19 protein-coding genes and 2 pseudogenes are annotated in these 20,977 nt (G+C 44.1%); 20 read left to right on the top strand and 1 reads right to left on the bottom strand.

Features of this window, described 5'->3' with window-relative positions; all coding sequences use genetic code 11:
* The 18 genes from HWQ43_RS09455 to HWQ43_RS09370 all read left to right on the top strand — a co-directional run.
* The coding region (locus HWQ43_RS09455; RefSeq protein ID WP_292732370.1) for a hypothetical protein at positions 1 to 444 on the top strand (444 nt) is incomplete at its 5' end.
* A 66-nt stretch (positions 445 to 510) separates the two neighbouring features.
* A complete protein-coding gene (locus HWQ43_RS09450; RefSeq protein ID WP_292732368.1) occupies positions 511 to 984 on the top strand; it encodes an aquaporin in 474 nt (157 codons plus the stop codon).
* 165 nt (positions 985 to 1,149) lie between these two features.
* On the top strand, positions 1,150 to 1,440 hold the full coding sequence (locus HWQ43_RS09445; protein ID WP_292732366.1) for a DUF1622 domain-containing protein: 291 nt from the start codon (positions 1,150 to 1,152) through the stop codon (positions 1,438 to 1,440).
* Between the two features lie 510 nt (positions 1,441 to 1,950).
* A complete protein-coding gene (locus HWQ43_RS09440) occupies positions 1,951 to 7,992 on the top strand; it encodes an AAA family ATPase (RefSeq protein ID WP_292732364.1) in 6,042 nt (2,013 codons plus the stop codon).
* 69 nt (positions 7,993 to 8,061) lie between these two features.
* Positions 8,062 to 8,691, top strand: a complete 630-nt coding sequence (locus HWQ43_RS09435; RefSeq protein WP_292732362.1) for a response regulator transcription factor — start codon at positions 8,062 to 8,064, stop codon at positions 8,689 to 8,691.
* 267 nt (positions 8,692 to 8,958) lie between these two features.
* Entirely contained in the window at positions 8,959 to 9,537 is a 579-nt protein-coding gene (locus HWQ43_RS09430) for a DsbA family protein (protein WP_292732360.1), read from the top strand.
* 73 nt (positions 9,538 to 9,610) lie between these two features.
* Positions 9,611 to 10,048 (top strand): cupin domain-containing protein, encoded by a 438-nt coding sequence (locus HWQ43_RS09425; RefSeq protein WP_292732358.1) that lies wholly within the window; start codon positions 9,611 to 9,613, stop codon positions 10,046 to 10,048.
* 104 nt (positions 10,049 to 10,152) lie between these two features.
* Positions 10,153 to 10,677: a hypothetical protein gene (locus tag HWQ43_RS09420; RefSeq protein WP_292732356.1), complete on the top strand. Its 525-nt coding sequence runs from the start codon at positions 10,153 to 10,155 to the stop codon at positions 10,675 to 10,677.
* 213 nt (positions 10,678 to 10,890) lie between these two features.
* Positions 10,891 to 11,643 carry a glucose 1-dehydrogenase gene (locus HWQ43_RS09415; protein ID WP_292732354.1) on the top strand — a complete coding sequence of 251 codons (753 nt, stop codon included), beginning with the start codon at positions 10,891 to 10,893 and terminating at the stop codon, positions 11,641 to 11,643.
* Positions 11,644 to 11,717: 74 nt separating this feature from the next.
* Positions 11,718 to 12,605, top strand: coding sequence for an alpha/beta hydrolase (locus HWQ43_RS09410; protein ID WP_292732352.1), 888 nt, complete (start codon positions 11,718 to 11,720; stop codon positions 12,603 to 12,605).
* 134 nt (positions 12,606 to 12,739) lie between these two features.
* The gene (locus HWQ43_RS09405) at positions 12,740 to 13,735 is read left to right on the top strand and encodes an alpha/beta hydrolase (RefSeq protein WP_292732350.1); all 996 of its coding nucleotides are present in this window, start codon (positions 12,740 to 12,742) and stop codon (positions 13,733 to 13,735) included.
* A 142-nt stretch (positions 13,736 to 13,877) separates the two neighbouring features.
* Positions 13,878 to 14,000 carry a hypothetical protein gene (locus tag HWQ43_RS09400; RefSeq protein ID WP_292732348.1) on the top strand — a complete coding sequence of 41 codons (123 nt, stop codon included), beginning with the start codon at positions 13,878 to 13,880 and terminating at the stop codon, positions 13,998 to 14,000.
* A gap of 80 nt (positions 14,001 to 14,080) precedes the next feature.
* Positions 14,081 to 14,725: a hypothetical protein gene (locus HWQ43_RS09395; protein WP_292732347.1), complete on the top strand. Its 645-nt coding sequence runs from the start codon at positions 14,081 to 14,083 to the stop codon at positions 14,723 to 14,725.
* A 49-nt stretch (positions 14,726 to 14,774) separates the two neighbouring features.
* Positions 14,775 to 15,164: a DUF302 domain-containing protein gene (locus HWQ43_RS09390; protein ID WP_292732345.1), complete on the top strand. Its 390-nt coding sequence runs from the start codon at positions 14,775 to 14,777 to the stop codon at positions 15,162 to 15,164.
* A 33-nt stretch (positions 15,165 to 15,197) separates the two neighbouring features.
* Positions 15,198 to 15,848 (top strand): MOSC domain-containing protein, encoded by a 651-nt coding sequence (locus HWQ43_RS09385; protein WP_292732343.1) that lies wholly within the window; start codon positions 15,198 to 15,200, stop codon positions 15,846 to 15,848.
* A gap of 247 nt (positions 15,849 to 16,095) precedes the next feature.
* Positions 16,096 to 16,257, top strand: a complete 162-nt coding sequence (locus HWQ43_RS09380; protein WP_292732341.1) for a hypothetical protein — start codon at positions 16,096 to 16,098, stop codon at positions 16,255 to 16,257.
* A 368-nt stretch (positions 16,258 to 16,625) separates the two neighbouring features.
* Positions 16,626 to 17,399, top strand: coding sequence for a response regulator transcription factor RpaB (gene rpaB / locus HWQ43_RS09375; protein WP_292732339.1), 774 nt, complete (start codon positions 16,626 to 16,628; stop codon positions 17,397 to 17,399).
* Between the two features lie 9 nt (positions 17,400 to 17,408).
* On the top strand, positions 17,409 to 18,089 hold the full coding sequence (locus tag HWQ43_RS09370; protein ID WP_292732337.1) for an SDR family NAD(P)-dependent oxidoreductase: 681 nt from the start codon (positions 17,409 to 17,411) through the stop codon (positions 18,087 to 18,089).
* Between the two features lie 10 nt (positions 18,090 to 18,099).
* On the opposite strand, the gene HWQ43_RS09365 is transcribed toward HWQ43_RS09370, so the two are convergent.
* Positions 18,100 to 18,291: a hypothetical protein gene (locus HWQ43_RS09365; RefSeq protein WP_292732336.1), complete on the bottom strand. Its 192-nt coding sequence runs from the start codon at positions 18,289 to 18,291 to the stop codon at positions 18,100 to 18,102.
* 154 nt (positions 18,292 to 18,445) lie between these two features.
* On the opposite strand from HWQ43_RS09365, the pseudogene HWQ43_RS09360 reads away from it, so the two are divergent.
* Both HWQ43_RS09360 and HWQ43_RS09355 read left to right on the top strand, forming a co-directional pair.
* Positions 18,446 to 18,655: pseudogene (locus HWQ43_RS09360) on the top strand (acyltransferase); the annotation flags it as partial.
* A 371-nt stretch (positions 18,656 to 19,026) separates the two neighbouring features.
* Positions 19,027 to 20,922: pseudogene (locus tag HWQ43_RS09355) on the top strand (chloride channel protein); the annotation flags it as partial.
* Positions 20,923 to 20,977: the final 55 nt, after the last annotated feature.

The following is a 20,977-nucleotide window of genomic DNA, read 5'->3' as shown; positions in this document are numbered from 1 at the left end:
TTCTTCAGGTTAAATTTTTGTTACATACTTATAAATTTTCCCACCCACCTACTTACACTAGAAAATTACTTTCGGTTGCACGATGGAAAAGCTATCGATTTTAGGCTTAGAGTCCAAAAAGACCAAAGCAATCAGTATAGCTTTTACATTCATCCCCAAGATGTAGATGGTGAAACTTGGGGTTTTAAGGTTATTGGTAATTTCCTAGAATGTACCACCTCAATAAGTGAAGCTTTAAACAGTCTGTTACTAGACGGTGAGACACTTGACAATCTTGATAAAAACGTATTGTTTTTGATGATTAAGCAAGTAGCCAGCAAAATCAACGAACTAGAAACCGTCAACACTTCGCAGCGTGACCAGTTATTTCAAAAAGTGCAAGCTCTAGAACAGTTTCAGCGTGAGTACGAAACTGCACAGGAGTACGAACGCGATCGCAGTTAGTAGTCACTGGGGATTCTAGCTAATTGCTTGGCGTTAACGCAAGCCCCTTGACAAAAATCATAACCTATGAATTATAGTATTCCGAATCAGTGGCATTGGCGCGAATACTTTGCAGAATTCCTGGGAGCCGCTTTCAATATTTTCATCGGCTTGAGTGCAATCGTCTTTAACTTTGGGCACGGTTTGCCAATAGAACAGCTTGTGCCTGATTCAAGCATTCGGCGACTGATTACGGGACTAATTTTTGCTGGCAGTGGAGCGATTGTAGCCGTTTCTCCAATCGGGAAACTGAGTGGCTCTCACATCAATCCTTCTGTCTCACTCGCATTTTGGATACACGGCAAAATGCACCTCCGAGATTTTGTTGGCTTTGTGATTGGACAGTTTCTTGGAGCGATCGCTGTGGGGGCGTTTCGGCTGTTCACGTTAGGCGAACGGGATGTTCTGACTGGAAAACTCTATCACGCTTTTAATTACCCCAGTATTTTCAAAAATGTCAAACTGCCTCATTTCCAGCATCACCCTCACTCGAACAGATAAGCCTAGATAGGTAGTCAGTTTATGCTTTGGATAGCCATTGTCTTAGACTCTGCCTCTGGTGTAGAACACACCTCTAAGTTCACACTTTTGGCAGAAGGACTATTGCAAGAATTCGCGATGTTTTTGAAAGTTTTTCTGTAAGGTATTGCAGTTTTAACAGTTGCAATGGCACTCATTCTCACACTCCGAAAAATCTTTCATCTCTGGAGACGCGATCGGGTTGTCCAAGAAACGATCCGTTTAGAACTAGGTGTGATGTTAGCCTTAGCACTGGAATTTCTATTAGCTGCCGATATCGTTGGCACAGCTATTTCCCCCTCATGGGATGCAGTGGCAAAACTTGCAGCGATTACTGGTATCCGTACCTTTCTCAACTTCTTTTTACAACGAGAAGTACGAGAATTACGAGAAACAGCCCACTCTCTTGAGGGCAAAGTCAGTAAAGAACTGAAATGAATTAGCGGTCTAAGTAAGTCAGCCAGATATCGGAATTTGTAAATCAGTAATGTGTTCTGATTTTGGAGGAATGCACCATGAAAGTTTTGATTTGATTGATCGCCAGTTTTTTTGTATTCATTGTTGATGTCGTGTACGGAAATCATTCCTACGCTCGGTTTTATATGTTGGAAACGATCGCTCGTGTTCCTTAGATGAAAGATGTCGATAGCTGGCATTTCTCTAGGAGTGATTGCTCGCCTACGATCACATCAGTTGAGTATATTCGGGCACACTAGAGGAATCAATGCAGAACTTTTTAGAGCCGATGGGTAAGCTAAATCGACCTAATTTAAACGCTTTGGGAGAAAAAGTGTTGAATGTTTTGAAGTCGGAAATTAAAGTTTAGTTATCAATCTCTTATTTCACCAAACTTATTCTTGATGGGAGCAAACAGCAAGTAATTATTCTCAGAATAAGAATTGCTGTATAGTTTGAGTTATGCCAGATCATACTCTCAAGAGTTGCTCTATGATTGCTCTACCTGGTATTGCCATTCAAAACAAGATATATGAAAGTTCTAATTCTCTAGTTTATCGGGGCATCAGAGAGGATGGAGTAGGGATCGTCGTAAAAATGCTAAAGCTTGATTATCCCTCTCCCCAAGAACTGACTCGCTACAGACAGGAATATAAAATTACCCGCTCCCTAAAATTAAAAGGAGTTATCAAAGCATACAGCCAACAGGACTATCAACGCACTCTGGTGATTCTCTTAGAAGATTTTGGGGGAGAGTCCCTAGAGCAATGGATGCACAAGCGCCCAGATATCTTCTGCCCCATGCCCTTATCCACTTTTCTCGGTGTTGCGATCGCAGTTTGCGACATTCTGGGCAGAATCCATGCAGCCAATGTCATTCATAAAGATATCAACCCTGGAAACATAGTCCTGAATCTGGATACTGGCGTTGTCAAAATTATTGACTTTGGAATTGCCACCCAATTTAACCGCACGAATCCGACTTTCAAAAGTCCTCATGTTTTAGAAGGGACACTGGCATACCTATCTCCAGAGCAAACCGGGCGGATGAACCGTTTACTCGATTACCGCACCGATTTTTACTCCCTTGGTGTGACATTCTACGAACTGCTCACTGGACAACTACCATTTCCCACCACAGACGTGCTGGAGCTAGTCCATTGTCATATTGCCAAACATCCTATTCCGCCTAATGAAATAAATACAACGATTCCCAAGCCAGTTTCAGATATCATTCTCAAACTGATGGCGAAAAATGCTGAAAATCGCTATCAGAGTGCTTGGGGAATCAAAGCGGATTTAGAAATCTGTGCTGACCAATTAAAAGAAATCGGTCAAATCTCTAGCATTCAACTTGGGCTTCAAGACGTTTGCGATCGGTTTCAAATTCCCCAAAAACTTTATGGGCGGGACAAGGAAGTTGCAATGTTACTGGCGGCGTTTGTTCGCGTAGCGTGTTCAGAGTCAAATCGCGTCGCTGCTTTATCAAACAATTCGGAAACTACTTCACACAAGAAACAAGGGGGCAATCCAAAATTCCAAGTCGAAATGATGTTAGTATCTGGCTATGCTGGCATTGGAAAATCTGCGTTAGTTCAGGAAATCTATAAACCAATTACCCAAAAGCGCGGCTATTTTATCTCTGGGAAATTTGATCAATTTCAGCGCAATATTCCCTACAGTGCGATCGCAGATGCTCTGCAAAAATTGGTGCAGCAATTGCTCGTTGAAGCAGACGAACAAGTACAACAGTGGCGATCGCGTCTGCTTGCAGCTTTAGGAACCAACGGACAAATCATTATTGATGTCATCCCAGAAGTTGAGTTAATTATTGGCAAGCAGCCACCTGCGCCGGAAGTTGGCGCAACTGAAGCTCAAAATCGCTTCAATCGGATCTTTCAATCGTTTGTACGGGTGTTTTGTGACAAGTCACATCCCCTAGTTATTTTTCTAGATGATTTGCAGTGGATAGACTCAGCAACGCTGAAGTTAATCGAGTTGATGCTGCTAGATGAGCAAATCCAATCTCTATTTTTAATTGGAGCATATCGAGATAATGAGGTAAATTCAACGCATCCACTGGCGTTAATGCTAGAAAGACTGCGAAAACAAGGAGTAGTTTTTCAAGAAATTATCCTGACACCCTTAACGCTGGAACCGTTGAATCAGTTGATTGCCGAGACACTACATCACAATAATGACACCATTCGTTCCTTAGCTCAGTTGGTGTTGCGTAAAACCGAGGGTAATCCTTTCTTTGTCAATGAATTTTTGAGGACGCTGTATAGCGAAAATCTGTTGACCTTTGACCCCCTTACTAAAGGAGGTCAGAGAGGAGGCTGGCAGTGGAACATTGCTCAGATTCAAGCCCGAAATATTACTGATAATGTTGTGGAGTTGATGCTTCACAAGTTGAAAAAACTGCCAGATAATACACAGAAAATCCTTCGGTTAGCTGCTTGCATTGGTGCTGAATTTAATTTAGATACGTTGTCGATTGTTTGTGATCAATCACCTGAAACGGTTTTCCAAGATTTACAAGCAGTAATGCAAGTTGGATTAATTCAACCCCTCTCTGAATTAGATGACAACTTGTTAATTCAAGAGTATAAATTTTTGCATGATCGCGTGCAGCAAGCAGCATATATCTTAATAGATGAGTCGCAAAAACAAGTTGTTCATTTACAAATTGGTCGTAATCTACTATGCAAAACTTCACCGGAGTGCCTATCAGATAGGTTATTTGAAATCGTTGATCACTTGAATCATGGGATTGAGCTTGTCAGTCAGCAACCAGAACGCAATGAAATTGCTAGATTAAATTTAATCACAGGACAGAAAGCAAAGGCAGCGATTGCCTATAGTATGGCGAAAAAATATTTAGCCACAGCAAGAGTTTGGCTAGCAGCTTCTAGCTGGCAAACCAACTATGACCTGACATTAGAATTATATTTAGAAACAACAGAAGTCGCGTATTTGTGTGGCGATTTTGAACAGGTAGAATACTGGGTGGCGATCGTTCTACAAGAAGCTAAGACTATTCTCGATATTGTAAAAATTTACGAAGTCAAAATTCAAACCGACATCGCGCAGAACCAGCTATTAAAAGCAATAAATACTGGATTGCAAGTGTTGCAGAAATTGGGGATCAGTTTTCCCGAAAAACTGAGTCAGTCAGATATTCAGCTTGAACTAAACATAATCATATCCCGCTTTGACAACGAGCCGATTCAGGACTTGATCCAATTGCCAGAAATGGCTCAACCAGAGAAGCTAGCAGCAATGCGAATTCTCTCAAGGATAACCCTTGCTGCCTATCATGCAGCTCCCGATCTGGTGCTTCTACTTGTGTTTAAACAGATAAACTTATCAATCCAGTATGGCAATACGTTTGTGTCTCCTTTTGCATACGCCAACTTTGGGTTAATTCTTTGTGGAATGGTCGGAAACATTGAGACTGGCTACGAGTTTGGGCAGCTTACATTAAGGCTGTTAGCTCATCTGAAAATCCATTCACTTGAAGCTAGAACATTGTTCATGGTGACTAACTTCATCACCCACTGGAAAGAGCATATTAGAGAAACATCAAAACCATTTCTGGAAGCTTATCAAAGTGGTCTGGAAACTGGAGATTTAGAGTTTGCTGCCTATTGCGCTTTCACTTACTGCCTCCAACTCTTTATCGTTGGAAAAGAACTTGTAGAGGTTGAACACGAGATGGCAACATACTGTGAAGCAATCTATCAAATTAAACAGACAACATCACTCACTTGGACTCAAATATTTCAGCAGTCTGTTTTAAATTTGATGGGATGCTCGGTCAATCCATCCCGTCTCGTTGGCGAATCCTACAACGAGGAAAATAGACTGCCACACCATGAAATAGAAGATGCAGTTATACTCTTTTTGGTACATCTCAACAAACTTATTCTATGTTATCTATTTTCTGAGTATGTTCAGGCGTCTGAGAACGCAGCCATAGCGGAAAGTCATGTAATCCGCGTCAGTGCAACACCCCTCGTTCCTTTACACTACTTCTATACCTCTCTAGCAAGACTCGCAATATTTCCTGGAAGCAGCGCTCAAGCGCAAGAGAAAATTCTCAAAAACGTTGCTGTTATCCAGGAGCAAATGAAGCAATGGGCAGTTTATGCGCCAATGAATTATTTGCATAAATATCATTTAGTGGAAGCAGAGATTGCACGAGTTTTGGGTCAGTTACTTGAGGCAGAAGAGTTCTACGAACAAGCAATTCAAGGAGCTAGAGACAATGAGTATTTGCAAGAAGAAGCATTAGCCTATGAATTAGCTGCCAAATTTTACCTATCTCGTGGCAGGAAAAAGATTGCTCAAACTTATATGAAAGAAGCGCACTACTGCTACGCTCGCTGGGGAGCAGTGGCGAAAGTCAAAGATTTAGAAACTCGCTATCCCCAGCTATTTCCTCAATCGTCGGGCATGGCTTCCACGCCAATCTACACCACTGCTGGAACTAACTCTAATACCTCACATGTCGCTTTCGATTTAGCGACGGTGATGAAAGCTTCCCTTGCAATTTCGAGTCAAATTGAATTGGATAAGTTACTCAGTTCCTTGATGCAGATATTAATTGAGAATGCAGGCGCACAAAGCGGATGTCTGCTTTTGGAAAATTCAGGAGAATGGGTGATCGAAGCTGCTTGTGAACTGAGTGATGGTGAGCAGGTCTGTGCTACGCAAGTCCTACAATCTATCCCAACTACAAATTATCTTCCTGAATCAATTATTAATTATGTTATTCATACTCATGAATGTGTAATCTTAAGTGACGCTACTCGTGAAAGTAATTTTATCAATGAGCCATATATTCAACACTATCAGCCTCAATCCATTTTGTGTTTACCACTGCTGAATCAAAATCGGCTTGTTGGTGTGTTATATCTGGAAAATCGGTTAGCTGCTGGGGCATTTACACCAGCGCGATTCTCCGAAGGAGACGCTACGCGAACGCAAGTCTTAAATCTGCTATCCACTCAGGCAGCCATTGCGATCGAAAATGCCAAGCTCTATTCAAAGCTACGCACCAGCGAAAGTCAGATGGCTCAATTTCTAGAAGCGGTTCCGGTGGGAATTGGAATAGTGGATGCGACTGGTCGCCCTTACTACGCCAATCAACGGGGCATCCAGCTAATGGGCACAGGGATTGATCCTGCCGTGCCACCAGAGCAAATCGCAGAAGTTTATCAATTTTATCTGGCGGAAACAAATCAAATCTATCCTACTGAGAAACTGCCAGTTATCCGGGCGTTGAGTGGCGAACGCACCTCTATTGATGACGTAGAAATTCGCCAAAATAACACCACCATTCCCATTGAGGTGTGGGGAACTCCAGTTTTTGACGAACAGGGCAATGTGGCTTATGCGATCGTAGCCTTTGAAGATATTACGGAACGTAAAAAAGCAGAAAATCTTTTAGCGAATTACAACCGCACTTTAGAACAACAGGTAGCCCAACGAACAGCGGCGTTACAGCAAAGCGAAGCAGAACTGCGCAGTCGAGAACAAGAATTACGGCTGATCACCGACGCTCTACCGGCTCTGATCAGCTATGTGGATGCCAATCGATGCTATCAATTTATCAACCGTACCCATGAGGTTTGGTTTAGCCGTAACCGTGATGAGATTCTGGGCAAATCTGTTCATGAACTTTTAGGTGAGACGGTTTATCAACGGGTTGAGCCGTCTATTAATCAAGTGTTTGAAGGGCAAACTGTAACCCTGGAAGCAGAAATCCCTTCTTCGCTTGGTAGACACTGCATCAGTGCGACCTTGATCCCCGATTTTGATCGCAATGCTCAAGTGAGAGGCTTCTACAGTCTCATCACGGATATTAGCGAACAGCGAAACGCTGCACTGCGTGAACGCAAAAGAGCCGAACACGCCTCAATTCTGGAAGAACGCAACCGGATGGCGCGAGAAATTCACGATACCCTGGCACAGTCCTTCACAGGCATTCTGCTCCAAGTCGGAGCGGCAATGCAAGTGCTGGCGGATGATCGAGAAGCAACTCAGGAACATCTGGAAATGATTGATGAACTGGCACGCATTGGGCTTTCTGAGGCGCGGCGATCGGTGGCAGCGCTCCGCCCTCAGATGTTGTCAGAAGGCAATTTGCAGAGTGCCCTGCACCGCCTCGTGACTCAAATGAGAGCTTCTACCGATACCATTGTGATCTGCGAAATCAAAGGCACAGCCTATTCTTTGCCAACCGAGGTTGAAAATCATTTATTACGGATTGGGCAGGAAGCATTAACCAATGCCATAAAATACGCTGATGCTGCCGAAATTCGTATTGAGTTGGTATATGACAATGCCCAATGTATTCTGCGCGTTAAAGACAATGGACGGGGTTTTGGGGTTGCTACGATCCCATCTGTTGGCGGATTTGGATTACTGGGAATGAGCGAGCGAGCAGAACATCTTGGAGCGCAACTGAGTATTCAGAGCCAACCTGGGCAAGGAACAGAAATTGTTGTCATTGTAAATCGAGAGTGAGAATATTATTAAAAATGCACTGGTTACAAACGCAACCTGTAGTAGCTCAATTTCTAATTCTTAATAATTATGAGCCAATCAACGAATATTCGGGTTCTGATTGTTGACGATCATTCCATTGTTAGGCAAGGATTGACAACCATTATTAACCGTGACCCAGAGATGACGGTGATTGCTCAAGCAGAAGATGGACAACAGGCGATCGCTCTCTTTTGTGAATACCAACCAGATGTAACGCTAATGGATTTACGAATGCCGCAGATGGCAGGAGTTGAAGCCATTACTGCTATTTGTGCCGAATTTAAAGCTGCCCGAATTGTTGTGCTGACAACTTATGATGGTGATGAAGATATTTATCGTGGTTTACAGGCAGGCGCTAAAGGATATTTGCTCAAAGATGCTAAACCTAACGAACTTCTGAGTGCCATTCGCACAATTCATCGCGGTCAGCAGTATATTCCACCAGCAGTGGGGGCAAAACTGGTACAGAGGATGAGCAATCCAGAACTGAGTGAGCGAGAGCTAGATGTACTCCGTTTAATGGCGCAAGGAATGAGTAATTTAGAAATTAGCACTACTTTGAGTATCGGTGAAAGCACCGTCAAATCTCACGTTAATCGAATTTTAAGTAAATTGGGAGTTAGCGATCGCACTCAAGCTGTGATTATTGCTGTTAAACGAGGTATTGTCAATTTGTAAGAAAGTTGTACTAAAGTTCAAATTTAGATTCCAACTTTAGTTGGAGCCAACCTTAGATTTTGAGATGGACTGATTTATCAATCACTCTATTGAGCAAAAGTTTCAACTTCTAGGGGACGACAAGTTAGAGTTAATTGCATATATTTAATTCAGTCAAACATTGATAGCAATTTAGTTGCAAGATATAAGTTTACTTTACACAAAGAAAGTAGAAAGAGGGTTGTATGTTCAGCGCTGGCGACGAGCATACAACTGCCGGAGGTATCAGTGAGTTTTGACCGTGACCGCAGTTTGTTATTCGTCCCACCTTCAACACAAGATCATATAAAAGGGGTGCTGAATGCGACCGCAGTGCTGGTTATGTATGGGGACTATCAATGTCAAGAGAGTGCAGACGCTTACAGGCTGATTAAAGTCATTGGGCAACAGCTTAGTGTTTCTTTGGGGGAGAATTATTTGTGTTTCATCTTCCGTCATTTTCCACAGATAGAGATTCATTCTCATGCTCAACGTGCGGCTGAAGCTGCTGAAGCTGCTGCTGTCCAAGGTCAATTTTGGCCAATGCATGAAATGCTGTTCAGCCATCAACAAGAGTTGGGAAATGGCTATCTGGTGGAGTATGCCAATAATCTCGGACTTAATATTTCCCAATTTCTACAAGATATATCTAAAAAAGTGTACATTGATCGCATCAATGAAGATATTCAAAGTGGATTATACAGTGGAGTAATGGCTACCCCAGCACTGTTTATTAATGGAATTCGGTATAGCGTAGGCGTAGCCCAACCCAGGCATCGCTGGAAAATTGAGCAGTTGATGGCAGCTATTATCACTGCAAGTCATTAAGTTTTCTGGTTCTTAACCACACAACCAAAATTACTGCTTATTACACAAGCAATTAATCAACAGGAGAAATCTGATGGCACAATCTCTCTGGCTTTTTGGCACTCGCCTCAACATCGTTGCCGATCACACTACTACCGGAGGTCAGTACGATCTGATCGAAGGCTACTTCCCTCCCGGCACACAAACACCCCCCCATCGCCACACGCGCTATTCCGAACAACTCTACGTCCTAGAAGGGGAGTTCACGGTCTGGGCGGGTGAAAACAAGGTTGTGTTGAACGGTGGTGAAAGCTTCCTGATTCCTGCTGGCACGCCCCACGTAGTCGCTGCACTCAGCGATCAGCCAGCTCGCGGGTTGGTGGTTGCTGCGCCGAGTAGCTTTGCTCGGCTAATCGCAGCAGTTGGTACAGAGGATGAGACGGAAGCACCGGACATGGAGCTGTTTGATCGCATTTCCACCGAGATCGGCGACGAAATTCTGGGACCGCCCGGAACCTTACCCTCGGCATGAGGTGATGTTGGCTCGCACTCTGATAAGTACTCACTTTGGGGACGAATCGTAGAGTTGCATATTTGATCGCTTGCATCTCTTTATTGCTGCTAGGAAGCTAGACCATGAGAAAATCACGTCTAAAGCCTACCGTATTGAAAGACTATCGCATCACAATTCCTGCTTCCTTTTTCAGCATGATTCTGGGTTTAGTGGGATTGGGTAGTTGTTGGCGAGTAGCTGCTAAACTCTGGCACCTCCCCGCCTGGATTGGCGAAGCAATTATGCTGCTTACAGTTGTAATCTGGCTCGTGTTATTGCTGCTCTATGTCAGCAAATGGCTGTGGGCGAGAGCAGATGCCCTAACTGAGTTTGAGCATTCTGTTTTGTGTTGCTTTATCGGGTTGGTGCCTGTGTCTACGGTGATTGTAGGGCTAGCGATCGCGCCCTACTCCCGTGCGATCGCCGTTGCATTATTTGTTGTGGGTGCAATTGGTCAGTTGAGCTTTGGCATATATCGTTCCGGTCGGCTATGGATGGGAGGACGTAAGCCAGAAACGATCACACCCATTCTTTACCTGCCTACAGTCGCGGGTGGTTTTGTCAGTGCGATCGTTGCCAGTGCCCCTGGCAGTGCTGCTATTCATTAGCGCAAATATCGTGATTGGCAGTATTGCTCTGGGAACAGTACGGCTGTTGCTGCGAGGGAAACTACTACCATTGCCTGCGACAGGCGATCGCAGTAAATAAGCGGTATCGTTCAGCGACTTTTATAGTTTCTCCTAGAACAAGACAGATTGCGTAATTGTCTGGTGCATTGAAGGCAAACATCAATACAAAATTCACACAAACGGAGAAATTTTATGGCGGGTAAACTTACAGGTAAGATCGCACTGGTGACAGGTGGTAACAGTGGAATCGGACTCGCTACAGCCCAACGGTTTGTACAAGAGGGGGCTTACGTCTTTATCACTGGTCGTCGTCAAAACGAACTTGATGCTGCGGTGAAGAAGATTGGAGAAAACGTCACTGCTGTTGGGAGTGATGTGTCCAATCTCGCAGATATCGATCGCCTTTACACTACGATTAAGCAGGAGAAAGGACACCTCGATATCCTCTTCGCTAACGCTGGAGGCGGCGAACTTGCTCCACTCGGCTCGATTACCGAGGAGCATTTCGATAAGACTTTTAATACCAATGTCAAGGGTTTACTCTTCACTGTACAGAAAGCACTGCCATTGATGCCAGAGGGTTCATCGATCGTCCTCAATGCTTCGACCACTTCCATTCAAGGCACTCCAGCGTTCAGCGTTTACAGTGCGACCAAAGCCGCTGTGCGCTCCTTTGCCCGTAACTGGACACTTGACCTCAAAGAGCGCAAGATTCGCGTCAATGCCATTAGCCCTGGTGTGGTTCCTACTCCTGGCTACAATCTCTTGGGATTGAGTGACGAACAGGTGCAGGGATTTGTGGCAAGCCAGGTTGATACTATCCCCCTTGGGCGGGTGGGTACACCGGACGAAATTGCTAAGGCAGTTGTTTTCCTTGCCTCGGATGACAGCAGCTTTGTGAACGGCATCGAACTGTTTGTCGATGGTGGTATGGCACAAGTTTGAATGTCAACGAGATGCGCGACGTGAAAGTTTTGCGTAGAAGCAGTAGTCTATATAACCTTACAAGGAGTAAAGTCATGACCACATATCGTACAGTTTCGATCGATGGTTTGGATATCTTTTATCGAGAAGCTGGTTCCCGCAATAATCCGACAATTCTACTGTTGCACGGCTTCCCGACCTCATCTCACATGTTCCGCAATCTGATATCTGCCCTGGCTGATAAATTCCATCTGGTTGCACCCGATTATCCAGGTTACGGCAACAGTTCAATGCCAACCGTAAATGAGTTTGACTACACGTTTGATAATTTGGCTGAGATTGTGGAAAAATTTATTGCTGCGATCAATCTCAAGAAATATAGCCTTTACGTAATGGATTATGGCGCTCCCATTGGCTATCGAATTGCAGCTAAATATCCAGAGCGAGTGGAAGCGCTGATTGTCCAAAACGGGAATGCTTACGAAGAAGGTCTGCGTGAATTTTGGAACCCAATTAAGGCTTACTGGCAAGAGCGATCGCCTGAGAATGCTGACAAGCTTAAACACCTTGTCAATTTGGAAGCCACGAAATGGCAATATACCAACGGCGTTCGCAATTTAGAAGCAATTAGCCCTGATACCTGGAATATGGATCAATTGTTCCTCGATCGCCCAGGAAACGATGAGATTCAGCTGGCGCTGCTGTATAGCTATGGCACTAATCCACCATTATATCCGCAATGGCAGGAGTATTTTCGCAAATATCAGCCCCCTACCCTGATTGTTTGGGGTAAGAATGACTACATCTTCCCCCCAGAAGGCGCTCATCCCTACAAGCGCGACCTAAAAGACGTGGAGTTGCATTTACTTGATACCGGACATTTTGCCTTAGAAGAAGAAGGCGATGCGATCGCAGACCATATCCGTCGCTTTCTGACCACTCACGTTGTAGAGAACACCAAGCTAACCACCAGTAACAAATAGTTTTGACTGGGAAATAATGTCGGTAAAAAGTATTGTCATTCTACAATTACTGCTTATCAAGCAGTACTGTTAAATCAATTAATTTAACAGTGCCATCTCAACAGATTGTTTACAATTTATTAAAGGAGAATGTCATGGTTGCTCAAGCAAACTCGCAAGCAGCAAAAATTTTGGAAGTTGCGGATGATCCACGTCTTTCCAAAGGAGTAAAGGAATTTTTGAAAGTGCTGAATTCAGGGGGTGTGGCGCTGGAGAAACTCACAGCGCTCGAAGCACGTCAAGTCCTTGTAGATGCACAGACTTCCGTTTCAGTAGACCTTTCAGGCATTGAAGAGTCCCAAAAGACGATTACTGCTGATGGTTATTCAATTACCCTGAATATTGTACGACCAGCAGGTGTTCAAGGCACATTGCCTGTTTTCATCTTTATTCATGGTGGTGGTTGGGTGCTGGGTGATTACCCAACACACAAGCGCATGGTTCGCGATCTGGTGGTGCTTTCAGGGTTTGCAGGTGTCTTTGTCAACTACACTCGCACGCCAGATGCTCAGTACCCACAGGCAATCAATGAGATTTATGCTGCGACCAAATGGGTTGCCGAGCATGGTGAGGAGATTGGGGTGGATGGCAAGAATTTGGCAGTCGTTGGCAACAGTGTCGGCGGTAACATGACAACTGTCACTGCTTTGAAGGCGAAAGAAAAAGGAGGGCCACACATCAAGCTGCAAATTATGATGTGGCCGATTGTAGATGCTGATTTTGAAACGAATTCTTATCACCAATTTGGCGATCAGCGTTTTCTGACTGTACCCACGATGAAGTGGATGTATGACATGTACATCGCTGATCCAGAAAAGCGCAAAGACATCTATGCTTCTCCCCTACAGGCAACGGTTGAGCAACTCAAAGGCTTGCCTCCGGCGTTAATTGTGGTTGCAGAGAGCGATATCTTGCATGACGAAGGCACAGCCTATGGACGCAAGCTCGATGAAGCTGGGGTCGAGGTAACAACTGTGCAGTACAACGGTATGATTCATGACTTCGGACTACTGAATGGTTTAGCAGAGTTGCCACAAACCCGTTCTCTGTTTGTTCAAGCTGCTGCCCAATTGAAGAAATATCTGCAATAGGATGCGTAGTTTACCGCCGCAGGCATCGTTTCTTTTACCGCAGTTGCAATTAAGCCTCGTTCTTGTCAGGTTTTGGCGATCAGCTACGCTGGGCGGTTACGCCATCGCGGGCTTGAGACTGCTCTGACTTATCCAATCTTCATTGGCTTCTTGGGGTCAGATGTTGAGTGGACTAGCAATGAAGCAGACCATTGCTAGTCCACTCAGCGATTTCATGACAGGAACCACAATCAGGATTGACGCAGATGGCACTCCAACGGTTTGAAAATTGCCAATGCGGTTCTGTCCACGGATGAAGTTGTAAAAGCAATTAAGTAACGTCAACAACCATAAAGACTCACCATCATGAAAAAACTAGACGGAAAAATTGCAGTCCAGAGCGCCAAGGACATTCGCGGCCCATCACCATTGATTGCTATCGAGGACGTGGCGGTGTTGGAGTTCTTCGAGAAGTCATCCCGGAACCTGCTTGCAGCAGAGGCGATCGCTGGTGTAGATCATCACGTTGCGCTGTCAGTTGTCGGTGCCGATCGCATCCCCGACAGCGGTTATATGCGTGCGAAAGCTGCTCAAGAGAAGCTGATCAAGTCTGGAGGAGTACCTTATACAATCCTTCGTGCCACGCAGTTCTTCGAGTTCATGGGTGCGATCGCCCAATCTGCCACCGATGAACAAACGGTTCGCTTGCCGTCTGCCTTTATACAGCCCATCATGTCAGATGACGTAGCTGCCGCGCTAGTCGATATCACCCTGGGAGAACCCGTGAACGGCATCATTGAGCTAGCAGGTCCAGACCGACTCCATTTTGACGAACTCATCCGCCGATTCCTGAGCGCAAACCACGTCCCCGTCAGGTCGTCACAGACACCCAAGCCCGCTATTTCGGCACAGAACTGGACGATCGCACTCTCATTCCAGGAGACAAATCGCTTATCGGTTCGACCCGTTTCGAGGACTGGCTTAACCGCTCTGTCGCTTAAGCCGCTGTGATAAGTGCAACAATATTACTCAGTTTTTATCCTGCAAGGAATCCACTGCTATGAATGCAAACAACGGCATCGTCAACCAGATTAGCCCGTATGCAGTGACTGAAACTATCGATCGCTTTGCAGCCATCCTTCAAGCAAAAGACATCACCGTTTTTGCCCGCATCGATCAACAGGCTGAAGCCGAAAAAGTCAGACTAAGCTTACCTCCGACGCAATTGTTGCTGTTTGGCAACCCGAAAGCCGGAACTCCCCTCATGGTTGCAGAACCAACGATCGCCCTGGATTTACCCCTGAAAGTACTGGCATGGGAAGCGACTGACGGCAAAGTGTGGGTGAGTTACAACGATCCCAATTACTTAAAACAGCGATTTTCTCTCTCCGATGAGTTGGTGAAGAACATCGCTATCATTGCACCTTTAATCCATCAAGCACTCCTTTAATTAACTTATTTGTTGATTCAATTTAAAATTCTCATGAAACTCATCTCTGTAAACGTCGGGCTGCCGCGTGAAGTAACCTGGAAAGGGAAAACAGTTAGCACTGGAATTTTTAAAGAACCAGTCAGCGAACGAGTGATGCTGCGATCGCTCAATTTAGACGGTGATGGACAAGCCGATCTAACCGTTCATGGAGGAGCAGACAAAGCAGTTTATGTCTATCCGTTCGAGCATTACGATTACTGGCGAGGTGAATTGCCTGGCACAGATTTGCCTCTAGGCATCTTTGGTGAAAATTTCACGACCACTGGACTCAAAGAAGAGGAAGTGAATATTGGCGATCGCTTTCATATCGGCACTGTAAAACTGATGGTTACACAACCTCGCCTACCCTGTTACAAACTTGGGATTCGGTTTGGACGACCTGATATGGTTAAACGATTTCTTGCAAGTCGTCGAACCGGATTTTACTTTCGTGTTTTGCAAGAGGGCGAAGTCGGAGCCGGAGACACTTTAGAGTTGGTGAGCCGGGATGACAACAATATTACTGTTGCTAATATCACTCAGCTTTATACTCGTGAGCAGAACAATCCAGAGTTACTTCACCAAGCTGCTCAACTTGAAGCCTTACCCGAAAGCTGGCGCGACTACTTCCAGGAGCAAAGTCGTCGTCAGGATGTGAAATAGATGCTGTTGTTTTATGAAGGCGAAATTGGTGCAGAAAGCAATGCGACAAGCATCTTCGTTGCAGTTTTTGTCTAAGTACAGCTTTGCATAAGTTCGTAACTTTTTTAAACGCAGAGTCACATAGAGGTAAAGGCATAGGCGCAACTCTTGGAGACGCTACGCGAACGCCTTCCCGCAGGGTAGGTACACAGAATTCTGCCAAAGTTAATTCGCTATGAATTAATGAAATGCGGAAGCTAGTTTATTTTTGCATACTCAGGGTAATGTGGATGCTGCACCAGATTTACAGTTTCTTTTCGGCCCGGTTGTGTTAGCACCCTCTGGCTATGCCCAACCTGGTTCAGGATTTACAAGTCTAGTCTGTTTTGATGCTTTGAGTCTGCTCGATAAAGTCACCATAAGTAGATAAACAAAATTAATTACACAATATGTTCATGAAATGTTAAAAATGCTTCCTGAAATGCCTGAGTCTATTTTATTAACCCAGATTTTTGCCAAGCTTACTTCTCTAGGACGTATTCATACGGTTTCTACAGGCGTTGAACCCTCGTAAATTGGCAGAGGTATTGAATTTATAGTTATAGTTAGCCGTAACTTATAAGATTGAAAATACGAGTCCCTAATTGTAAGAATTTATCAATTGAGTACAAATTTCTTTTTCGTGCAGATGTCTTAGCACAATAGGAGGACAGATGCAAGTATTAAGCGATCGCTTCTTGATCATAACTGTAAGTCAATACTGTTTTGTGATTTTGACTCCTAATGAGCAGATAATAGATGGTTGAGAGTTCTCGCTGTGGAGGAACAGCGTTGAGAAACTTATCAGGTGATAAAGGCACAATCTTAGTAGTAGATGACGAAGCCAGCATCCGCCGAATTTTACAGACGCGGCTAGAAATGATTGGCTACAGCGTAGTTACAGCTAGTGATGGTGAAGAAGCTTTGTCAGCTTTTCGCCTGTTGACCCCTGATTTGATAGTTCTGGATGTGATGATGCCAAAACTAGATGGCTACGGTGTGTGTCAAGAATTACGGAAAGAGTCAGACGTGCCAATCATCATGCTAACAGCCTTGGCAGATGTCGCAGACCGAATAACTGGGCTAGAACTTGGTGCTGATGACTACATGACGAAACCTTTCTCACCCAAAGAACTGGAAGCTCGAATTGCCTGCGTACTAAAGCGGCGCTCCCACAAAAACAGTGTAAACATTATTCCTAACTCTGGGATAATCCATGTGGGCAATCTCAAAATCGATATCAATAAACGGCAAGTCTACAAAAATGAGCAACGCATTCGGTTGACAGGTGTGGAGTTTAGCTTATTAGAGTTGTTAGTGAATCATTCAGGAAAGATTTTTTCGCGATTAGAAATATTACAACAATTGTGGGGCTTTGTACCAGAGATGAATACAGATACCCGTGTAGTAGATGTGCATATCTCACGATTGCGGACAAAGGTAGAATCCGACCCCAACGACCCAGAATTCATTATCACAGCAAGAGGTAATGGTTATTTTTTCCCACGAATTATTGATTCAGAACAGGAATAACAGAAAAATATGAGTAAGCTCATCTTAATTACAGGCATAAGTAAAGGTCTAGGTTATGCGATGACCGAGGGTTTTATTCAACAGGGACATACTGTTATTGGTTGTGCCCGTTCATCAGATGCGCTCGAGAAAATATGCCATAAATTTAGTGCGCCCAACGATTTCACATCTGTAGACGTGGCAAATGAACAGCTTGTAAAAAAATGGGCCCAAGACGTACTTCAAAAATATGAACCGCCAGATATAGTGATTAATAATGCGGCAATTACTAATTACCTAGCGCCTTTGTGGGAAATACCATCTGAAGAATTTTCTGATCTGATAGATATCAATATCAAAGGAGTAGCGAATATAATTCGCCATTTCGTACCAGCAATGGTGAAAAACAAACGGGGTATTATTGTTAACTTTAGTTCTGGCTGGGGACGTTCGACTTCAGCCCAAGTTGCACCATATTGTGCTTCCAAGTGGGCAATAGAAGGATTAACTCGTTCTTTGGCACAAGAATTGCCGAATGGTATGGCAGCTATACCCCTCAATCCAGGTATTATTCATACAGATATGCTTTCTATTAGCTTTGGAGAAGAAGCTGCTAATTATACACCCGTATCCGATTGGGTATTGAAAGCTGTGCCATTTATTCTCAATTTAAAACCCAAAGATAACGGGATTCCCTTGACTATACATTAAAGAGTGAATCTCAATTGCGTAGGCGTAGCCCGTCGTAGACATCGTTGCGATTAGGAGCCGACAGTTGAATTATCTCAGAAAAACGTGAATACTTAACCGCATCGGTAGGGGGATAATCCGCCGATACTGCAATTAACCCAATTTTTATATCCTCGAAATAAATCACACCCCCAATATGTCCTTCAAGAAAGGAAAGCTCCATGAAATAAATCAATCTCATTAACTTATGCTTCTTGCTAAAACTTTAGGCGATTGCTTTGAGTTCTGCAAACTAGACCAAGCGATAAATACTGATTATGAGCGTTGATTCTGAATCTTGGTCGTGGTCAAGAGTAATTTAGATGCGTTTGCCATGCAGCCTATATCTGATTTATGGGCTAGTTTTAGTCTTCGTGTGTTACTTTCTGTTTTATCTACCCATCTCACCAGATATGTTTGCAGCCGCATCCTATTTACTAGGCACGGCAATGTCATTAATCATTGCTTACTGTTTTTACTTATTCTTTGAGCGGCCATTTATGTCTGGTTTCTTAAAAAAGCGAAAAGGAAAAGATGCTGTGATTTGACATAATTGTTAGATATGTTAACCGCACACAGATATTCATTTTGCTGTACATAGAGGTAGATAGAATACCTACAAATCTTCAGAGGATTGACAGCAAATTAGCAAATTCTACACAACACCAAACTTTATTTGGTTTGGCTTTATGAAGATATGAAAGAAACAAACGCAAATGACTATAGTTGGCTGTATTAAAGCTGTATTTTTAAATACAAGTTATTATATGCACTGTACTAGTACTGCATATATCTATCTTTAGACATAGAAAAATTTCATTCTGATTTCATTTTTTTACGAAAAGCTATGAATAGGGTGAACGGTAAGACATTTCAGACATTTATATACCTTCATTAATGACAAGTGATTGCTAAAAATATGTTAGCCAGGGGTAAAATTCTCTGGTTGAGGCTTTCTCGTCAGTTGGTTCAACCCAGGCGCTTGGCTTTCGTGGAAGCTTGCCTGATTGGTCTAGTTTCTGGGTTAGCGGCAGTTCTTTTAGGACAGGCAGTTGATTGGGCAGGCGCATTGCGAGTGCGTGTTTCTTACCTTTTACCTGCCTACTTAGTGCTACCGGGTATTGGATTAGTAGGGGGAATTTTAGCTGGTTGGCTAGTAGAGCATTTTGCACCGGAAGCATCAGGTAGTGGGATGTCTGAAGTCAAAGCCGTATTGGCTCGCGTACCAATGCCGTTAAATCTGCGAATCGCTTTGGTCAAGTTGATCAGCGCTACGTTAGTGTTGGGTTCGGGAATGCCTTTGGGACGGGAAGGACCAACTGTCCAAATTGGGGCAGCTTTGGCAAATCAACTTAGTAACTGGGTACCAACTTCACCAGAGCATCGTCGCCAACTGATCGCCGCCGGAGCCGGGGCTGGATTAGCTGCGGCTTTTAATGCACCGATCGCAGGTGTGCTTTTTGTAGTGGAAGAATTACTCCAAGATGTATCTGGTATCACTCTTGGTACTGCAATTTTGGCTTCTTTCATCGCTTCAGTCATTTCCCGGCTCTATGGTAGTCACAGCTTGGATCTGAATCATTTAAATTTAGGTCTTCCCGATACAACTTTCTTCGCTCAGGAAATCCCTTTCTACTTGATTTTGGGAGTGCTGGCGGGACTTCTAGGCATTCTGTTTAATAAAGGTATTCTTGAGAGTCTAGCAATTAACCGCCGCCTGGTAAGGTTGAGTTTACCCTGGCGAATTGGAATCGCTGGGTTAGTTAGTGGTGTGGCGATCGCCTTTTTACCTGCTGCCTTTCGGGATCATGCTGGGCTGAGAGAAATTTTGCTTGTGGGTAGTGCTAATTGGTCATTTGCAGCGATCGCTCTTTTAGTCCAGTTTACCCTAATTATTTTTACCTACGGCTCTGGAGCGCCAGGGGGTTTACTAGTTCCTACCTTAGCCTTGGGTGCTGCTCTTGGTTACTTAGTGGGTGCTGTCGAACACAGTTTACTGGGAATGAGTGCTGCAACAGTCTATGCTCATGTCGGCATGGCTGCCTTTTTTAGCGCTGTCTCCAAAGTACCAATTACAGCAGTTGTCATTGTATTTGAGATGACAACAGATTTCAATCTGGTGCTACCGCTAATGATTGCGTCTGTGGTTGCCTATTTAGTAGCAGAAAAAATTGACCATCGATCGCTCTACGACCTTCTACTAGAGTGGAAAGGGATTCACATCACCAAGGAGCCAAGCACAGAGGGACTTCTAGCGCAACTGAGTGCCGTAGATGTGATGCAACGGCGTGTAGAAACCCTCTCTAGCCAAATGAGTACTGATGAAGCAGTACAGGCATTTTCCCACTCTCACCATCGCAACTTTCCGGTTTTAGAGAATGGTAAAGTTGTTGGCATTGTGACTCAGAAAGATTTAGTTAATATTGCTTCGCAACAGTTAGGCAAAGATACAACTATTAGCGAGATTATGACACCAGAGCCAGTGACAGTAACTCCCACAGCTACACTGGCTCATGTACTGCATATACTCAATCGTTATCACCTCAGCTGCTTGCCTGTTACAGAAGGTCGCAAGCTCATAGGAATTATTACTCGTAGTGATATTATCCGTGTAGAAGCAGAGCAACTCAGTGGTAATAGCGAACAAATAGAACGTAAATCAGCACCTTCTTATGTGGTTTACCAAACTCGCGCTCCAGCTACAGGCAAAGGAAGGTTGTTAGTACCACTTTCACATCCTCAGACAGCCGAGACTTTATTGGAGATGGCAGTTGCGATCGCTAAAGATCGCAATTACGAAATAGAATGCCTACAACCCACATTCCGCAGGGCGTGTTAAAAAAGAAGATAATATTTTCGACAAGGGGCAC

It is taken from the genome of Nostoc sp. JL31 (genome assembly GCF_017114965.1).
Lineage (GTDB): Bacteria > Cyanobacteriota > Cyanobacteriia > Cyanobacteriales > Nostocaceae > Nostoc > Nostoc punctiforme_A.
This window is presented reverse-complemented; position numbering and strand designations above follow the sequence as displayed.

What these genes read in the sequence shown, in the direction of transcription:
- HWQ43_RS09450 (WP_292732368.1), top strand. Translation starts at nt 511, where the DNA reads ATGAATTATAGTATTCCGAATCAGTGGCATTGGCGCGAATACTTTGCA.
- HWQ43_RS09445 (WP_292732366.1), top strand. Translation starts at nt 1,150, where the DNA reads ATGGCACTCATTCTCACACTCCGAAAAATCTTTCATCTCTGGAGACGC.
- HWQ43_RS09440 (WP_292732364.1), top strand. Translation starts at nt 1,951, where the DNA reads ATGATTGCTCTACCTGGTATTGCCATTCAAAACAAGATATATGAAAGT.
- HWQ43_RS09435 (WP_292732362.1), top strand. Translation starts at nt 8,062, where the DNA reads ATGAGCCAATCAACGAATATTCGGGTTCTGATTGTTGACGATCATTCC.
- HWQ43_RS09425 (WP_292732358.1), top strand. Translation starts at nt 9,611, where the DNA reads ATGGCACAATCTCTCTGGCTTTTTGGCACTCGCCTCAACATCGTTGCC.
- HWQ43_RS09420 (WP_292732356.1), top strand. Translation starts at nt 10,153, where the DNA reads ATGAGAAAATCACGTCTAAAGCCTACCGTATTGAAAGACTATCGCATC.
- HWQ43_RS09415 (WP_292732354.1), top strand. Translation starts at nt 10,891, where the DNA reads ATGGCGGGTAAACTTACAGGTAAGATCGCACTGGTGACAGGTGGTAAC.
- HWQ43_RS09410 (WP_292732352.1), top strand. Translation starts at nt 11,718, where the DNA reads ATGACCACATATCGTACAGTTTCGATCGATGGTTTGGATATCTTTTAT.
- HWQ43_RS09405 (WP_292732350.1), top strand. Translation starts at nt 12,740, where the DNA reads ATGGTTGCTCAAGCAAACTCGCAAGCAGCAAAAATTTTGGAAGTTGCG.
- HWQ43_RS09395 (WP_292732347.1), top strand. Translation starts at nt 14,081, where the DNA reads ATGAAAAAACTAGACGGAAAAATTGCAGTCCAGAGCGCCAAGGACATT.
- HWQ43_RS09390 (WP_292732345.1), top strand. Translation starts at nt 14,775, where the DNA reads ATGAATGCAAACAACGGCATCGTCAACCAGATTAGCCCGTATGCAGTG.
- HWQ43_RS09385 (WP_292732343.1), top strand. Translation starts at nt 15,198, where the DNA reads ATGAAACTCATCTCTGTAAACGTCGGGCTGCCGCGTGAAGTAACCTGG.
- rpaB (WP_292732339.1), top strand. Translation starts at nt 16,626, where the DNA reads ATGGTTGAGAGTTCTCGCTGTGGAGGAACAGCGTTGAGAAACTTATCA.
- HWQ43_RS09370 (WP_292732337.1), top strand. Translation starts at nt 17,409, where the DNA reads ATGAGTAAGCTCATCTTAATTACAGGCATAAGTAAAGGTCTAGGTTAT.
- HWQ43_RS09365 (WP_292732336.1), bottom strand. Translation starts at nt 18,291, where the DNA reads ATGGAGCTTTCCTTTCTTGAAGGACATATTGGGGGTGTGATTTATTTC.